Source organism: Enterobacter sp. 168J2 (assembly GCF_034107265.1).
Taxonomy (GTDB): domain Bacteria; phylum Pseudomonadota; class Gammaproteobacteria; order Enterobacterales; family Enterobacteriaceae; genus Enterobacter; species Enterobacter nematophilus.
The window spans coordinates 222,656-236,523 of sequence record NZ_JAWNEB010000006.1 but is presented as its reverse complement, the minus strand read 5'-3'; the positions used below and the strand labels follow the sequence as shown (position 1 = coordinate 236,523).

The 13,868-nt window shown below is 56.6% G+C and carries 13 protein-coding genes and 1 tRNA gene; 10 read left to right on the top strand and 4 right to left on the bottom strand.

Translation table 11 applies throughout. The features are described 5' to 3' along the window. The first annotated feature begins 7 nt into the window (after nt 1–7). From USG84_RS17040 to ureG, 6 genes are read left to right on the top strand one after another with little or no spacing between them, the layout of a single operon-like run. Nucleotides 8–322, top strand: coding sequence for an urease subunit beta (locus USG84_RS17040; RefSeq protein WP_061097024.1), 315 nt, complete (start codon nt 8–10; stop codon nt 320–322). Beyond that, a complete protein-coding gene (gene ureC / locus USG84_RS17035; protein WP_253543308.1) occupies nt 315–2,018 on the top strand; it encodes an urease subunit alpha in 1,704 nt (567 codons plus the stop codon). Before USG84_RS17040 ends, ureC begins: the two co-directional genes overlap by 8 nt. Before the next feature lie 9 nt (nt 2,019–2,027). Next, nucleotides 2,028–2,486, top strand: coding sequence for an urease accessory protein UreE (ureE, locus tag USG84_RS17030; protein WP_253543309.1), 459 nt, complete (start codon nt 2,028–2,030; stop codon nt 2,484–2,486). A gap of 9 nt (nt 2,487–2,495) precedes the next feature. After that, nucleotides 2,496–3,035 (top strand): HupE/UreJ family protein, encoded by a 540-nt coding sequence (locus USG84_RS17025; RefSeq protein WP_080328244.1) that lies wholly within the window; start codon nt 2,496–2,498, stop codon nt 3,033–3,035. Beyond that, entirely contained in the window at nt 3,035–3,709 is a 675-nt protein-coding gene (locus USG84_RS17020; RefSeq protein ID WP_151414042.1) for an urease accessory protein UreF, read from the top strand. The genes USG84_RS17025 and USG84_RS17020 overlap by 1 nt, the downstream gene beginning before the upstream one ends. A gap of 9 nt (nt 3,710–3,718) precedes the next feature. After that, nucleotides 3,719–4,336, top strand: a complete 618-nt coding sequence (ureG, locus tag USG84_RS17015; RefSeq protein WP_014071813.1) for an urease accessory protein UreG — start codon at nt 3,719–3,721, stop codon at nt 4,334–4,336. Nucleotides 4,337–4,384: 48 nt separating this feature from the next. Here the strand turns inward: ureG and tsaD are convergent, their stop codons facing one another. Continuing rightward, a complete protein-coding gene (tsaD, locus tag USG84_RS17010; protein ID WP_024906472.1) occupies nt 4,385–5,398 on the bottom strand; it encodes a tRNA (adenosine(37)-N6)-threonylcarbamoyltransferase complex transferase subunit TsaD in 1,014 nt (337 codons plus the stop codon). 236 nt (nt 5,399–5,634) lie between these two features. Here tsaD and rpsU point away from each other — a divergent pair, with 236 nt between their 5' ends. From rpsU to rpoD, 3 genes are all read left to right on the top strand, one after another. Further along, nucleotides 5,635–5,850 (top strand): 30S ribosomal protein S21, encoded by a 216-nt coding sequence (gene rpsU / locus USG84_RS17005; RefSeq protein WP_001144069.1) that lies wholly within the window; start codon nt 5,635–5,637, stop codon nt 5,848–5,850. Between the two features lie 115 nt (nt 5,851–5,965). Next, complete coding sequence (gene dnaG / locus USG84_RS17000; RefSeq protein WP_061097018.1) at nt 5,966–7,711, top strand: DNA primase; 1,746 nt, start codon at nt 5,966–5,968, stop codon at nt 7,709–7,711. Nucleotides 7,712–7,861: 150 nt separating this feature from the next. Then, nucleotides 7,862–9,706 (top strand): RNA polymerase sigma factor RpoD, encoded by a 1,845-nt coding sequence (rpoD, locus tag USG84_RS16995; RefSeq protein WP_028014473.1) that lies wholly within the window; start codon nt 7,862–7,864, stop codon nt 9,704–9,706. 102 nt (nt 9,707–9,808) lie between these two features. Here rpoD and mug read toward each other — a convergent pair whose 3' ends face one another. Further along, the gene (mug, locus tag USG84_RS16990; protein WP_151414041.1) at nt 9,809–10,315 is read right to left on the bottom strand and encodes a G/U mismatch-specific DNA glycosylase; all 507 of its coding nucleotides are present in this window, start codon (nt 10,313–10,315) and stop codon (nt 9,809–9,811) included. A 125-nt stretch (nt 10,316–10,440) separates the two neighbouring features. Between mug and USG84_RS16985 the strand changes: the two genes are divergently transcribed. Further along, nucleotides 10,441–10,516 (top strand) — tRNA-Ile (locus USG84_RS16985). 248 nt (nt 10,517–10,764) lie between these two features. Here USG84_RS16985 and USG84_RS16980 read toward each other — a convergent pair. Continuing rightward, nucleotides 10,765–11,547, bottom strand: a complete 783-nt coding sequence (locus USG84_RS16980) for an FRG domain-containing protein (RefSeq protein ID WP_129318373.1) — start codon at nt 11,545–11,547, stop codon at nt 10,765–10,767. Nucleotides 11,548–12,189: 642 nt separating this feature from the next. Next, nucleotides 12,190–13,866 (bottom strand): hypothetical protein, encoded by a 1,677-nt coding sequence (locus USG84_RS16975; protein ID WP_320738385.1) that lies wholly within the window; start codon nt 13,864–13,866, stop codon nt 12,190–12,192. Between the last annotated feature and the right edge of the window lie 2 nt (nt 13,867–13,868).

Below are 13,868 nucleotides of genomic sequence, written 5' to 3'. Positions count from 1 at the left end.
GCGCGTGATGATCCCAGGTGAATACCAGATCCAGCCCGGCACTATTGCGATCAACGTCGGGCGTGAAACCCAAAGCGTCGTTGTCGAAAACCACGGCGACAGGCCGATCCAGGTCGGCTCGCACTACCACTTCTACGAGGTCAACCCGGCGCTGAAGTTTAACCGGGAAGCCACCAAAGGCTACCGGCTGAACATCCCGGCGGGCACCGCCGTGCGCTTCGAGCCGGGGCAGAAGCGGGAAGTGACGCTGGTTCAGGTCACGGGCGCGCAACGCATTTTCGGCTTTCGCGGCGAGGTAATGGGCGAGGTGAAACATGGCTGACATTTCACGCCGGGCGTATGCCGACATGTTCGGCCCAACCACCGGGGACAAGGTGCGGCTGGCGGACAGCGAGCTGTGGATCGAAGTGGAAGACGATCTCACGGTCTACGGCGAAGAGGTCAAGTTCGGCGGCGGGAAGGTGATCCGCGACGGCATGGGTCAGGGGCAGATGACCGCAAAAGACTGTGTGGATCTGGTTCTCACCAACGCGCTGATCGTCGATCACTGGGGGATCGTGAAGGCCGATATCGGCGTGAAGAACGGGCGGATCTTCGCCGTCGGCAAAGCCGGGAACCCGGACATTCAGCCCGGCGTCACGATCCCGATCGGCGCCGCGACGGAAGTGATTGCCGCCGAGGGGAAGATCGTCACCGCCGGCGGGATCGACACTCACATCCACTGGATCTGCCCCCAGCAGGCGGAAGAGGCGCTGGTCTCCGGCGTCACCACCATGATCGGCGGCGGCACCGGACCGGCGGCGGGCACCAACGCCACCACCTGCACGCCGGGGCCGTGGTATATCGCCCGCATGCTGCAGGCCGCCGATACGCTGCCGGTGAATATTGGCCTGCTCGGCAAAGGTAACGGCTCCAACCCGGACGCCCTGCGCGAGCAGATCGCCGCCGGCGCCATCGGGCTGAAGATCCACGAAGACTGGGGCGCGACGCCCGCGGCGATTAACTGCTCGCTGGAGGTGGCCGAAGAGATGGATATTCAGGTGGCGCTGCACAGCGACACGCTGAACGAGTCCGGGTTTGTCGAAGACACGCTGGCGGCTATTGCCGGGCGCACCATCCACACCTTCCACACCGAAGGGGCGGGCGGCGGCCACGCGCCGGATATCATCACCGCCTGCGCGCACCCGAATATACTGCCCTCCTCCACCAACCCGACCCTTCCCTACACGGTGAACACCATCGACGAGCATCTCGACATGCTGATGGTTTGCCATCACCTTGACCCGGATATCGCCGAGGACGTGGCCTTTGCCGAATCCCGCATTCGCCGGGAGACCATCGCCGCTGAAGACGTGCTGCACGATATCGGCGCGTTCTCGCTTACCTCGTCAGATTCACAGGCCATGGGCCGCGTCGGGGAAGTGATTATCCGCACCTGGCAGGTGGCGCACCGCATGAAGGTTCAGCGCGGCGCGCTGCCGGAAGAGACGGGCGAAAACGACAACTTCCGCGTGAAGCGCTATGTCGCCAAATACACCATTAACCCGGCGCTGACCCACGGCATCGCCCATGAGGTCGGTTCGGTTGAGGCAGGCAAGCTGGCGGATCTGGTGGTCTGGTCCCCGGCGTTCTTCGGCGTCAAGCCCGCCACCATCGTCAAGGGCGGGATGATCGCCTGTGCGCCGATGGGCGACATCAACGCCTCGATCCCCACGCCGCAGCCGGTCCATTACCGCCCGATGTTTGGATCGATGGGTGCCGCCCGCCACGCCACGCGCCTGACGTTTATCTCACAGGCCGCCAGTGCGAACGGCATCCCGCAGCAGCTCAACCTGCAAAGCGCCACGGCGGTGGTGAAAGGCTGCCGGACGGTGAAAAAGGCGGACATGATCCATAACGCCCTGCAGCCGAATATCACCGTCGATTCGCAAACCTACGAGGTGCGCGTCGACGGCAAACTGATAACCAGCGAACCGGCCGACGTTCTGCCGATGGCGCAACGCTATTTCCTGTTTTGAGGAGTGAAGATGATCTACTTAACCCAACGCCTGGACCACGCGCACCCGATCACCGCCAGCGTCACGCTGCCGATTGACGTGCGGGTGAAAAGCCGCGCCCTCGTGTCGCTGAACGACGGTCGCGAAGCCGGGCTGATGCTGCCGCGCGGCCTGCTGCTGCGCGGGGGCGACCTGCTAACCACCGACGACGGCAGCGAGGTCATAGAAGTGATCGCCGCCCCGGAGTCGGTTTCCGTGGTGCGCTGCGCCGATCCGTTTCTGCTCGCCCGCGCCTGCTATCACCTGGGCAACCGCCACGTGCCGCTGCAGGTCATGCCCGGCGAGCTGCGCTATCACCACGACCACGTTCTCGACGACATGCTGCGCCAGTTCGGGCTGGAGGTAACCTCCGCCAGCCTGCCGTTTGAACCGGAAGCGGGCGCTTACGCCAGCGACGCCCACAATCATTCTCACGCCCATTCACATTAAGGATTCATCATGCGTAAGTATTTGCCTTTGTTATTGCTGGCCTTTTCCGTTCCGGCGCTCGCGCATCCGGGACACGGTACCGACAGCTTCCAGGCCGGCTTTCTCCATCCGCTGACCGGGCTCGATCACCTGCTGATGCTGACGGGGGCAGGCGTGCTCTCGGCGCTGAGCGGCCGCAAGCTCCTGCTGCCGTTTGCCACCCTCGGGATGATGCTCGTTGGCGCCATTGCGGGAAGCCTGCTCGGCGGCTTCAGCGGCATGGAGATGCTGATTATCGCCTCGCTGGCGGTCTGCGGCGTGATGATGTTTAAAACCGAAAACCGCCTGCTGCTGGCGGTACCTGCCCTGGCGATGTTCCACGGCTGGGCGCACGGCGTGGAGATGTCTGGCCACAGCTTCTGGCTTTTCACCAGCGGGTTTATGTTCGCCAGCGCCACGGTGCTGTGCGCGAGCTTCGCGGCGGGATTGCTGCTGCGACGTCACGACGGCCTGCGTAAAACCTTCGGCGGCGGGCTGATCGTCTCCGCCCTGCTGGCGCTGATGAGCTGATGGATCGCACGCGCCAGTGGCTACGCCTGATGCAGCTCTCGAGCAGCAGCCTGCCGGTCGGGTCGTTTACCTGGTCGCAGGGGCTGGAGTGGGCCGTGGAGGCGGGCTGGGTCACGAACGCCGACGCGTTCAGACGCTGGCAGATCCAGCAGATGGAGCAGAGTTTTTTCTGCGTCGATGTGCCGCTGTTTATCCGGCTTTTCCGGGCCTGCGAGCAGCAGGATCTGGCGACGGCCAAACGCTGGACGGCATACCTGCTCGCTTGTAGAGAAACGCGCGAGCTGCGCGAAGAGGAGCGCAACCGCGGGGCGGCCTTTACGCGTCTGATTAAAAGCTGGGAGCCGGACTGCCCGGCAGAGTGGCTGCCGCTGTTTGCGCAGAGCCAGCTCTGCGGCATGGCGTGGCTCGGCGTGCGCTGGGGCATTGGCGCGCGCGAGCTGGCGCTGAGCCTCGGCTACAGCTGGATTGAGAGCGCGGTGATGGCGGGCGTCAAGCTGGTCCCCTTCGGGCAACAGGCCGCGCAGCAGCTGATTATAGAGCTGAGCGACCATTTCGCCGCCGGGCTTGAACAGGCATTTTTACGTAGCGACGACGCGCTGGGGGCAGCAACACCGCTGTCCGCCATCGCCTCCGCGCGCCACGAAACACAATATTCACGACTATTCCGTTCCTGAGGAGTCAACATGGCTGATTACAAACATCCCCTGCGCGTGGGCGTGGGTGGCCCGGTAGGGTCAGGCAAAACCGCGCTGCTGGAAGCGCTTTGCAAGGCAATGCGCGACACCTACCATCTGGCGGTGGTCACCAACGATATCTATACCAAAGAGGATCAGCGCATCCTCACCGAAGCGGGCGCGCTGGAGCCGGAGCGCATCGTGGGTGTGGAGACGGGCGGCTGCCCGCATACCGCCATCCGCGAAGATGCCTCGATGAACCTGGCGGCGGTGGAAGCACTCAGCGAGAAGTTCGGCAATCTGGATCTGATCTTCGTGGAAAGCGGCGGGGACAACCTCAGCGCGACGTTCAGCCCGGAGCTGGCGGATCTGACCATTTACGTGATCGACGTGGCCGAAGGGGAAAAAATCCCGCGCAAGGGCGGGCCGGGGATCACTAAATCCGATTTTCTGGTGATCAACAAAACCGATCTCGCGCCATACGTGGGGGCGTCGCTGGAGGTGATGGAGCGCGATACCAACCGCATGCGCGGCGAGCGTCCGTGGACGTTTACCAATCTTAAAGCGGGTGACGGCCTGGCAACGATTATTGCGTTTCTGGAAGAGAAAGGGATGCTGCGGGTGTAGTCGTAAATTTCCCTCTCCCCGGTGGGGAGAGGGCAAGGATAAGGGGGGTTACGCCTCCGGCAGTTCCGCCAGCGGCCAGCGCGGACGCACGGACACGCTCAGGTCGGACGTTGCGCCCGCATTGAGGCGCACCATCCCGGCGTAGGCGATCATCGCCCCGTTATCGGTACAGAATTCCGGACGGGCATAGAACACTTCCCCGCGACGCTTTTGCATCATCTCGGCGAGCTTCGCGCGCAGCGTGCGGTTGGCACTCACACCACCTGCCATCACCAGGCGCTTAAAGCCGGTCTGATCCAGCGCGCGCTTGCACTTGATCATCAGCGTATCCACCACCGCGTCTTCAAACGCGCGGGCGATATCGGCGCGGGTCTGCTCGCTGTCGTCGTTATTGCGGATGGTATTCGCCGCGAAGGTTTTCAGCCCGGAGAAGCTGAAGTCCAGCCCAGGACGGTCGGTCATCGGACGCGGGAAGACAAAGCGCCCTTCCGTTCCCTGTGACGCCATTTTTGACAGCATCGGGCCGCCAGGGTAATCCAGACCCAGCAGCTTGGCGGTTTTGTCGAAGGCTTCACCGGCGGCGTCGTCGATCGACTCGCCCAGCAGCTCGTACTTGCCAATGCCCGTTACGCTAATCAGCTGGGTATGCCCACCCGAGACCAGCAGCGCCACAAACGGAAATTCTGGCGGGTTCTCTTCCAGCATCGGCGCCAGAAGATGCCCTTCCATATGGTGAACCGGGATTGCCGGCACATCCCACGCAAACGCCAGAGAACGGCCAACCGTCGCGCCAACCAGCAGCGCGCCGACCAGACCAGGCCCCGCGGTATAGGCCACGGCGTCAATATCGGTAGAGCTTAATCCGGCCTCTTTCAGCGCCGCCTGAATCAGGGGAACCGTTTTACGCACGTGATCACGAGAGGCCAGTTCAGGTACGACGCCGCCGTAGTCAGCGTGCAATTTCACCTGACTATACAGCTGGTTGGCCAGAAGCCCTTTTTCGTCGTCGTAAATGGCGATGCCGGTTTCATCGCAGGATGTTTCAATACCCAGTACACGCATGACTTGTTTTACCTCGTTTCAATACCGCGCAGTGTAGAGCCTGGGCGGGTTGATGTAAAACTTTGTTCGCCCCAGGAAGAAGGCTCGTGTATACTCCTCACCCTTATTAAAGTCCCTTTCAAAATCGCATCGGTGCTTTACAAAGCAGCAGCATTTGCAGTAAAATTCCGCACCATTTTGAAATAAGCTGGCGTTGATGCCAGCGGCAAACCGAATTTATTAAAGGTGAGAGTTACATGCCGGTAATTAAAGTACGTGAAAACGAGCCGTTCGACGTAGCACTGCGTCGCTTCAAACGTTCATGCGAGAAAGCAGGTGTTCTGGCTGAAGTTCGTCGTCGTGAGTTTTATGAAAAACCAACGACCGAACGTAAGCGCGCTAAAGCTTCCGCTGTGAAACGTCACGCGAAGAAACTGGCTCGCGAAAACGCACGCCGTACTCGTCTGTACTAATCTCTTGAGGGTCAACGCCCTCAATTGACAGACAGAGTAGTAGTCGTAAGGCCGTGCTTCCGGAAGGAATGCGCGGCTTGTTTTCGTTTATAAGTCGCTTAAATTTTTGGGGCATATGGCCGGAAGAATCCCACGCGTTTTCATCAATGACCTGCTCGCCAGAACCGACATCGTCGATCTCATCGACGCGCGGGTAAAGCTGAAAAAGCAGGGCAAGAACTACCATGCGTGCTGTCCGTTCCATAACGAAAAAACCCCCTCCTTCACCGTAAACGGTGAAAAGCAGTTTTACCATTGCTTCGGCTGTGGCGCACACGGTAATGCCGTCGATTTTTTGATGAACTACGACAAGCTCGAGTTCGTTGAAACCGTCGAAGAGCTGGCGGCGATGCATAACCTTGAAGTGCCTTATGAAGCAGGCAGTGGGCCAAGTCAGATCGAGCGCCATCAGCGGCAAACGCTGTATCAACTGATGGATGGCCTGAATTCGTTTTACCAACAGTCTCTTAAGCACTCTGCGGCTGAGCCTGCGCGTCAGTATCTGAACAAGCGCGGACTGAGCGACGATGTGATTGCGCGTTTCGCTATTGGTTACGCCCCGCCCGGTTGGGACAACGTGTTAAAGCGTTTTGGCGGCAATAGCGAAGATCGTAAATCTCTCATCGACGCAGGCATGCTGGTCACCAACGACCAGGGACGAAGCTACGACCGCTTCCGTGAACGGGTGATGTTCCCGATCCGCGACAAGCGTGGCCGGGTAATTGGTTTTGGTGGTCGCGTGCTGGGTGATGCCCTGCCGAAATACCTCAACTCTCCGGAAACCGATATTTTCCATAAGGGCCGCCAGCTTTACGGTCTTTATGAGGCGCAGCAGGACAACGCGGAACCTCCGCGTCTGCTGGTCGTCGAAGGCTATATGGACGTCGTTGCGCTGGCGCAGTACGACATTAACTACGCCGTTGCGTCGCTAGGTACGTCCACCACCGCCGATCATATTCAACTGCTGTTCAGGGTGACCAACAACGTCATCTGCTGTTACGACGGTGACCGGGCCGGACGCGACGCCGCCTGGCGAGCGCTGGAAACCGCGCTGCCGTATATGACCGACGGGCGTCAGCTACGCTTTATGTTTCTACCCGACGGTGAAGACCCGGATACGCTGGTGCGTAAAGAGGGCAAAGCGGCATTTGAAGCGCGGATGGAGCAGGCACAGCCGCTCTCCACGTTTCTGTTTAACAGCCTGATGCCGCAGGTTGATTTGAGTACCCCTGACGGGCGCGCGCAGCTCAGTACGCTGGCGCTGCCGTTAATCAGCCAGGTGCCCGGCGAAACGCTGCGCATCTACCTGCGTCAGGAGTTAGGCAACAAGCTCGGCATTCTGGATGACAGCCAGCTTGAACGTTTAATGCCTAAACAGGCTGAAAACGGCACGGTTCGCCCCGCGCCTCAGCTAAAACGCACAACCATGCGTATACTTATAGGGTTGCTGGTACAAAACCCCGAGCTTGCTCCGCAAGTGCCGTCGCTGGCGGGTTTGAACCATGAAAAGTTGCCCGGGCTTGGCTTATTTTCAGAACTGGTCAACACTTGTTTGTCTCAGCCAGGTCTGACCACCGGACAACTTTTAGAGCATTATCGCGGCACAAAAGAGGCCGCTACCCTTGAAAAACTGTCGATGTGGGACGATATAGCAGATAAGGATATTGCAGAAAAAACGTTCACCGACTCGCTCAACCATATGTTTGATTCGATGCTTGAGCTGCGACTCTCTGAATTGATCGCGCGCTCGCGGACCCATGGGTTAACGCCGGCAGAACGCGAAGAGGTGCGTGTGATTACTGAAGCACGCGCCCGCAAATGAATTTAACGGCTTAAGTGCCGAATATCGATCGGGAAGCCCCCGACAGCCGCACTGAGAGGCAGCGGCAAAAATATAAGTACGCCCTCGCTTTAAAGGTTGGCAGCCCCATCGCCGACACCAATCAAACGAATTAAGTGTGGATACCGTCTTATGGAGCAAAACCCGCAGTCACAGCTGAAACTTCTTGTCCAACGCGGTAAGGAGCAAGGCTATCTGACCTATGCCGAGGTCAATGACCATCTGCCGGAAGATATCGTCGATTCAGATCAAATCGAAGACATCATCCAAATGATCAATGACATGGGCATTCAGGTGATGGAAGAAGCACCGGATGCCGATGATCTGTTGCTGGCTGAAACCTCCAACAACACTGACGAAGATGCGGAAGAAGCTGCTGCACAGGTACTGTCCAGCGTGGAATCTGAAATCGGGCGTACCACTGACCCGGTCCGCATGTACATGCGCGAAATGGGTACCGTTGAACTATTGACCCGCGAAGGCGAAATTGACATCGCAAAACGCATCGAAGACGGGATCAACCAGGTTCAGTGCTCTGTTGCCGAATACCCTGAAGCGATCACCTATCTGCTGGAGCAGTACGATCGCGTTGAAGCGGAAGAAGCGCGCCTGTCTGACCTGATCACCGGTTTTGTCGACCCGAACGCTGAAGAAGATATGGCGCCTACCGCCACTCACGTCGGCTCTGAGCTGTCTCAGGAAGAGATGGATGACGACGAAGACGAAGATGAGGAAGAAGACGACGACAGCGCGGACGATGACAACAGCATCGACCCGGAACTGGCGCGTGAGAAGTTTGCCGAGCTGCGTACCCAGTACGAAGTAACGCGTGACACCATCAAAGCGAAAGGCCGCAGCCATGCCGCCGCTCAGGAAGAGATCCTGAAGCTGTCTGAAGTGTTCAAACAGTTCCGCCTGGTGCCAAAACAGTTCGACTACCTGGTTAACAGCATGCGCGTGATGATGGATCGCGTACGCACCCAGGAACGCATCATCATGAAGCTGTGCGTTGAGCAGTGCAAAATGCCGAAGAAGAACTTCATCACCCTCTTCACCGGCAACGAAACCAGCGAAACCTGGTTCAACGCGGCTATCGCGATGAACAAGCCGTGGTCTGAAAAACTGCACGACGTGAAGGACGATGTCTATCGCGGTCTGCAGAAGCTGCAGCAGATTGAAGAAGAGACCGGCCTGACCATCGAGCAGGTCAAAGACATCAACCGTCGCATGTCCATCGGTGAAGCGAAAGCCCGCCGTGCGAAGAAAGAGATGGTTGAGGCGAACTTGCGTCTGGTTATCTCTATCGCCAAGAAATACACCAACCGCGGTCTGCAGTTCCTGGATCTGATTCAGGAAGGTAACATCGGTCTGATGAAAGCGGTAGATAAGTTTGAATACCGTCGTGGTTACAAGTTCTCCACTTACGCAACATGGTGGATCCGTCAGGCGATTACCCGCTCTATCGCAGACCAGGCGCGCACCATCCGTATTCCGGTGCATATGATTGAGACCATCAACAAGCTCAACCGTATCTCCCGCCAGATGCTGCAGGAGATGGGCCGCGAGCCGACGCCGGAAGAGCTGGCCGAGCGCATGCTGATGCCGGAAGACAAGATCCGTAAAGTGCTGAAGATCGCCAAAGAGCCGATCTCCATGGAAACGCCAATCGGTGATGATGAAGATTCGCATCTGGGTGATTTCATCGAGGATACCACCCTCGAGCTGCCGCTGGACTCTGCCACCACCGAGAGCCTGCGTGCTGCCACGCACGACGTTCTGGCCGGCCTGACCGCCCGTGAAGCAAAAGTGCTGCGTATGCGTTTCGGTATCGACATGAATACCGACCACACGCTGGAAGAAGTGGGTAAACAGTTCGACGTGACCCGCGAACGTATCCGTCAGATCGAAGCGAAGGCGCTGCGTAAGCTGCGTCATCCAAGCCGCTCTGAAGTGCTGCGTAGCTTCCTGGACGACTAATCCAGGTAAACAGCAAAAAGCTCCCATTCGGGAGCTTTTTTTTTGTTTATTCCCTCTCACTGTGGGAGAGGGCCAGGGTAAGGGTATCAGGCCGCAGAGGAGCTAAAGCCCACGCACCATCAGCGCCTCATCCAGTTCCCGATACGCCTCCACCAGCTTATCCAACGTCGCCCTGTTGAGCCCGCTCGGATTCGGCAGCACCCACACCTGCGTCACGCCGATGCTTATATTCTGCTTACCCCACTTAGCCCCGCGCTGGCTAAACGCCTGCTCGTAGGCCTGCTTACCGAGGATCGCCAGCGCGGCGGGCTGATAGTCTTCAATTTTCTTAACCAGCTCCCGCCCGCCGCTGCGCAGTTCATGCAGGTTGACCTCGCTCGCCTGCACCGTAGGCCGCTCGACCAGCATGGTGATCCCGCAGCGCGTATCCAGCAGATGCTGCTCCTCTTCCGGCTTGAGTAACCTGTCGGTAAACCCGGCCTGGTAAATCACCTTCCAGAAGCGATTCCCCGGATGGGCAAAGTGAAAACCGGTGTGCGCCGAGGACTTACCCGGGTTGATTCCACAGAACACCACCCGCAGGCCTGGTGCAAGAATATCGTTGATCATCTTTACTCCCGATCGATACATCGTTAGAGAAGTATAAAGGATTGATTATGCGTTGTTTATAAAAACAGCAAGCAGGAGTGAATGGCTGGATTGCTGCGGGGAGTTACTTTATAATTCACCGCCACGGCCCCTTAGCTCAGTGGTTAGAGCAGGCGACTCATAATCGCTTGGTCGCTGGTTCAAGTCCAGCAGGGGCCACCAAATTTTGGTTTTAGAATCATATAATTAAGCCACTCAGATGAGTGGCTTTTTTGTTTACATCGGCATGAGTGTCGCAAAAGTGTCGCATAAAATTTTCGCATCTGGGGGACAGGCTAAGTTATCAACTGCCCGTTGGCTTCAACGCTGCAAAAATGCTTTTTTTATCTCACGAAAATAAAAACAATATAAATCAATGATTTAAATTAAAATCAAACATTTAGCGACTAAGTGGCGACATTTTTTAAAAGTCACCATCTTGATGAATCCCACTGTCTGAAGTGCTCCGTATTCGCATGACAAAAGCCATCAAGATCAGGAAACAGAGTAACTGCCCTGATGTCGAAAGTGCCCTCTAAGGATCTCAGGAATTTTTGTTTGACATCCGCAGTGATGGCTATTGGAAGATAAGCGCCCTCCCTGTGGTCAATATCTAAACTCCCCATTTTATGATCGCTTACAATACTGTACATAAACTGGGCACTTTGGGCGGCGATTCTTTTAGTAACAGCAGGAGGTTCCCACGTAGTAGCACCCGCGTTGCTTTCGCCATCTATAAATATTTGGTTGTACTCCCGCTCCTCTGCTTCTTCCTCCTGTCCGTTGATATAATCTGTGTGGAGACCAAACAAAAGACCCGTTTTGCCTTTTTCAGAATTGCAGGCAAACCAGAGCGCAACTAAAATATTCCTCGAAAAGTCAATTAGACGGGTAGCGGCACCATGATGCTGAAGCTTTGCCAAAACCTCAAAATCTGCCAGCCTTCTGCCATCCTCATATCCATAACCTCTGTGACGCGCCCTTCTTAATAAATCTAATTCATAGTCACGCATCCTACGTTCAGTGACCTTACGACGACCTAAGTTCAGTCTACGATAAGCAGCACTATGAATTGGCCAATCAATATCTCCCTGCCCTCGCCACATATGGACAATGGACATTCGAGAAGATACCCCTTCGGCAATCTTTATAAGCTCTGCGACGTTTGTAGGGGCTTTGACTCTTCCAAATAATTTGGTCTCAATAATTTCCACTGATGTTCCCTTATTAAGATAAGTCCGATGATCATACATAAACTTCTAGCTAAAAATCATCGTGACACGACGAACTGTCTATATTTTCAGTTTCTGAAATTTTCTCGACAAGCATGTAATCCCCGCCAGTATTGACTTAAAGCGATTCCTGGCTGTTGAACTCCGTAATCGTAGAGATCCTTTAAATATCACGTAAAATCATTATTAATCATATTATTCAATAAGTTAAATAGAACCCTTAAATCCTCCACAGATCCTTCAAACTGAAAAACACTGAAATTCTTTTCAAACTTTTCAGTTCTGGTTTTACACATAGCCGCCAGCACTGGCGCGGTCTGGCGGTATGGTTTGTAGAAAAATAAAACTGAAAAATTTTTATGATCCAAAAACCGCAGGCGGGTGCGGTGTAGTGCGATTTTGGTCTGCGAAAGATTTTTTTGGCCGTGCTGTGACGCGCCAGCGCCCCGCTGTGGGCATGATCTGTTTTAAGGGTGCCTCTGAGTGTGCGAAAAGGCTGAACGCGCCAGAACGCCGCTGACAGCGCGTAGCGATAGCTGCTTAAGAGGTAAGAAAAGAGATATCCCCGCCTGGGGATAGAGGGCATAAAAAAACCCGCTTTCGCGGGTTATGTTCTGGACAGGTTTACTTGCCAATCACCGGGGAATATTTGCCGTTCAGCGTCTCCGCTTTCGTTCCGGTGTTCCGGATGGCTCCCGCGTTGGTCGGTGCTCCCGTATTGCTGTGCGTGTGGCTTGCCGTTTGCTCTGCCAGCTCTTTAACCACGTCGAGCGTGTCGAGCATCAGCTGTGCCACGTTGATAGTGCCAGAGCCAATCCACACCACCGGGGCAATAATCTGCTGTTGCACGGCCGCCACGCTTTTACGTATCTGGCCAATTTTCTCGATCAGGTCTTTACCCGTTGTGACTGTCTGGTTCCCGGCTATGTCTGTTTCATCATTGCCGCCGATACTCACCACGCGGTTATTGACTGCCTGGCTGTAATCCCCCGTACACACCTGCTGAATGGCTCCGGCCAGCAATGTGGACGTACCCAGCACGGTAAGTTTATCCGTGGCCTTAACTGTTGTTTCCCGGCTGACCAGCTCCCGCTGTTCTGTATCGGCCTTAACCACCCGCGCCATAGAGGTTTCACTGATCGTCTGGTCTGTCTGCCTCACCCAGTCCCCCGCCTGGGTGACGCGCTGCGATACTTCCGCGCGCTGCTGTTGCAGCTGTTCGCCAGGCTGGATATCCGGGAGGCTGGTTCCGTCCGGCACGGTCTGCCGCACAAAAGGCTTATCCGGCCGTCCGCCAGTAAAAGCGATTTCGACCAGAGTCCCTTCAGGCGGAAACTGGAACATCCCCGAATCATTACCCGCCATAGGAACCGGCAGCGGAACGGCCGAATAAACAGGCGTGTTTTTTTCAGGGTTGCCGTCCGCGTCCAGCAGCTGCACGTCAACCGCATAGCGGGGACGGAACGGATCGGAGAAATTGCCGCTTTTTACTGCCTCAACGGGATTCATCACACGGCCAAACTTTGGCAAATGCATCCCGGATGCCAGCTCCGGATAATGGCTTTCAATCTGGCGCTGAACGGGTGTTTTTTGCAGTGGCTTACCCGTCGCACGGTTGCGGGGTGTCCAGGTGACAGCCATCGTGTCATTTTGCAGGTGGACTTTTGTCACCCGTTCCCCGTTCAGCTCCACGCCGGGGCGCAGACTCTGCACCAGAGGAAGCGTCATTGAGTTCCCCCCGGCCGCCCCCTGATTAAATTCATGTGGGATCTCAATCTGGCGACCAGCAAACAGGGCTTTTTCCGCGCCGCCAACATATACCGCGCCGTCCGGCAGCTGATACCAGACGTAATCCGTAATGCCGAAAGCCTTTCCGAGATTATCCAGCAGCTGATACCCCGTCCCGCTGTGGGTGAAATGTGGGATCGGACGGTCTGAGTAATCAGCATCCGGCACGCTGAAGATTAACCCGCTGTGCTCTGTCAGCCAGCTGGCCACATCGCGCAGCGTGGGATGCTGAAACGAACATGGCCAGAGGCGTTCAAATACGCCGACCAGCTCCCGGACAAAGAGGCGCTGAAAGCCGTTTTCAGCAGGTTGCGAGCGTTCCACGTACCCGGTAAACCAGCGCAACACCAGATCGGTGTAACCCACATCGAGACGCACCAGCTTCCCCGTATAGTCCTGCGTTGTTCCGGCCGTAATAAAGCCCCGGCCGCAGCTGTTCAGCTCCAGCACCAGGCTGGCATCAGCCAGGTGAATTTCATCCGTTGAAAGGTACAGGCGTTTAATCGGCTTCATTT

What these genes read in the sequence shown, in the direction of transcription:
- USG84_RS17040 (WP_061097024.1), top strand. Translation starts at nt 8, where the DNA reads ATGATCCCAGGTGAATACCAGATCCAGCCCGGCACTATTGCGATCAAC.
- ureC (WP_253543308.1), top strand. Translation starts at nt 315, where the DNA reads ATGGCTGACATTTCACGCCGGGCGTATGCCGACATGTTCGGCCCAACC.
- ureE (WP_253543309.1), top strand. Translation starts at nt 2,028, where the DNA reads ATGATCTACTTAACCCAACGCCTGGACCACGCGCACCCGATCACCGCC.
- USG84_RS17025 (WP_080328244.1), top strand. Translation starts at nt 2,496, where the DNA reads ATGCGTAAGTATTTGCCTTTGTTATTGCTGGCCTTTTCCGTTCCGGCG.
- USG84_RS17020 (WP_151414042.1), top strand. Translation starts at nt 3,035, where the DNA reads ATGGATCGCACGCGCCAGTGGCTACGCCTGATGCAGCTCTCGAGCAGC.
- ureG (WP_014071813.1), top strand. Translation starts at nt 3,719, where the DNA reads ATGGCTGATTACAAACATCCCCTGCGCGTGGGCGTGGGTGGCCCGGTA.
- tsaD (WP_024906472.1), bottom strand. Translation starts at nt 5,398, where the DNA reads ATGCGTGTACTGGGTATTGAAACATCCTGCGATGAAACCGGCATCGCC.
- rpsU (WP_001144069.1), top strand. Translation starts at nt 5,635, where the DNA reads ATGCCGGTAATTAAAGTACGTGAAAACGAGCCGTTCGACGTAGCACTG.
- dnaG (WP_061097018.1), top strand. Translation starts at nt 5,966, where the DNA reads ATGGCCGGAAGAATCCCACGCGTTTTCATCAATGACCTGCTCGCCAGA.
- rpoD (WP_028014473.1), top strand. Translation starts at nt 7,862, where the DNA reads ATGGAGCAAAACCCGCAGTCACAGCTGAAACTTCTTGTCCAACGCGGT.
- mug (WP_151414041.1), bottom strand. Translation starts at nt 10,315, where the DNA reads ATGATCAACGATATTCTTGCACCAGGCCTGCGGGTGGTGTTCTGTGGA.
- USG84_RS16975 (WP_320738385.1), bottom strand. Translation starts at nt 13,866, where the DNA reads ATGAAGCCGATTAAACGCCTGTACCTTTCAACGGATGAAATTCACCTG.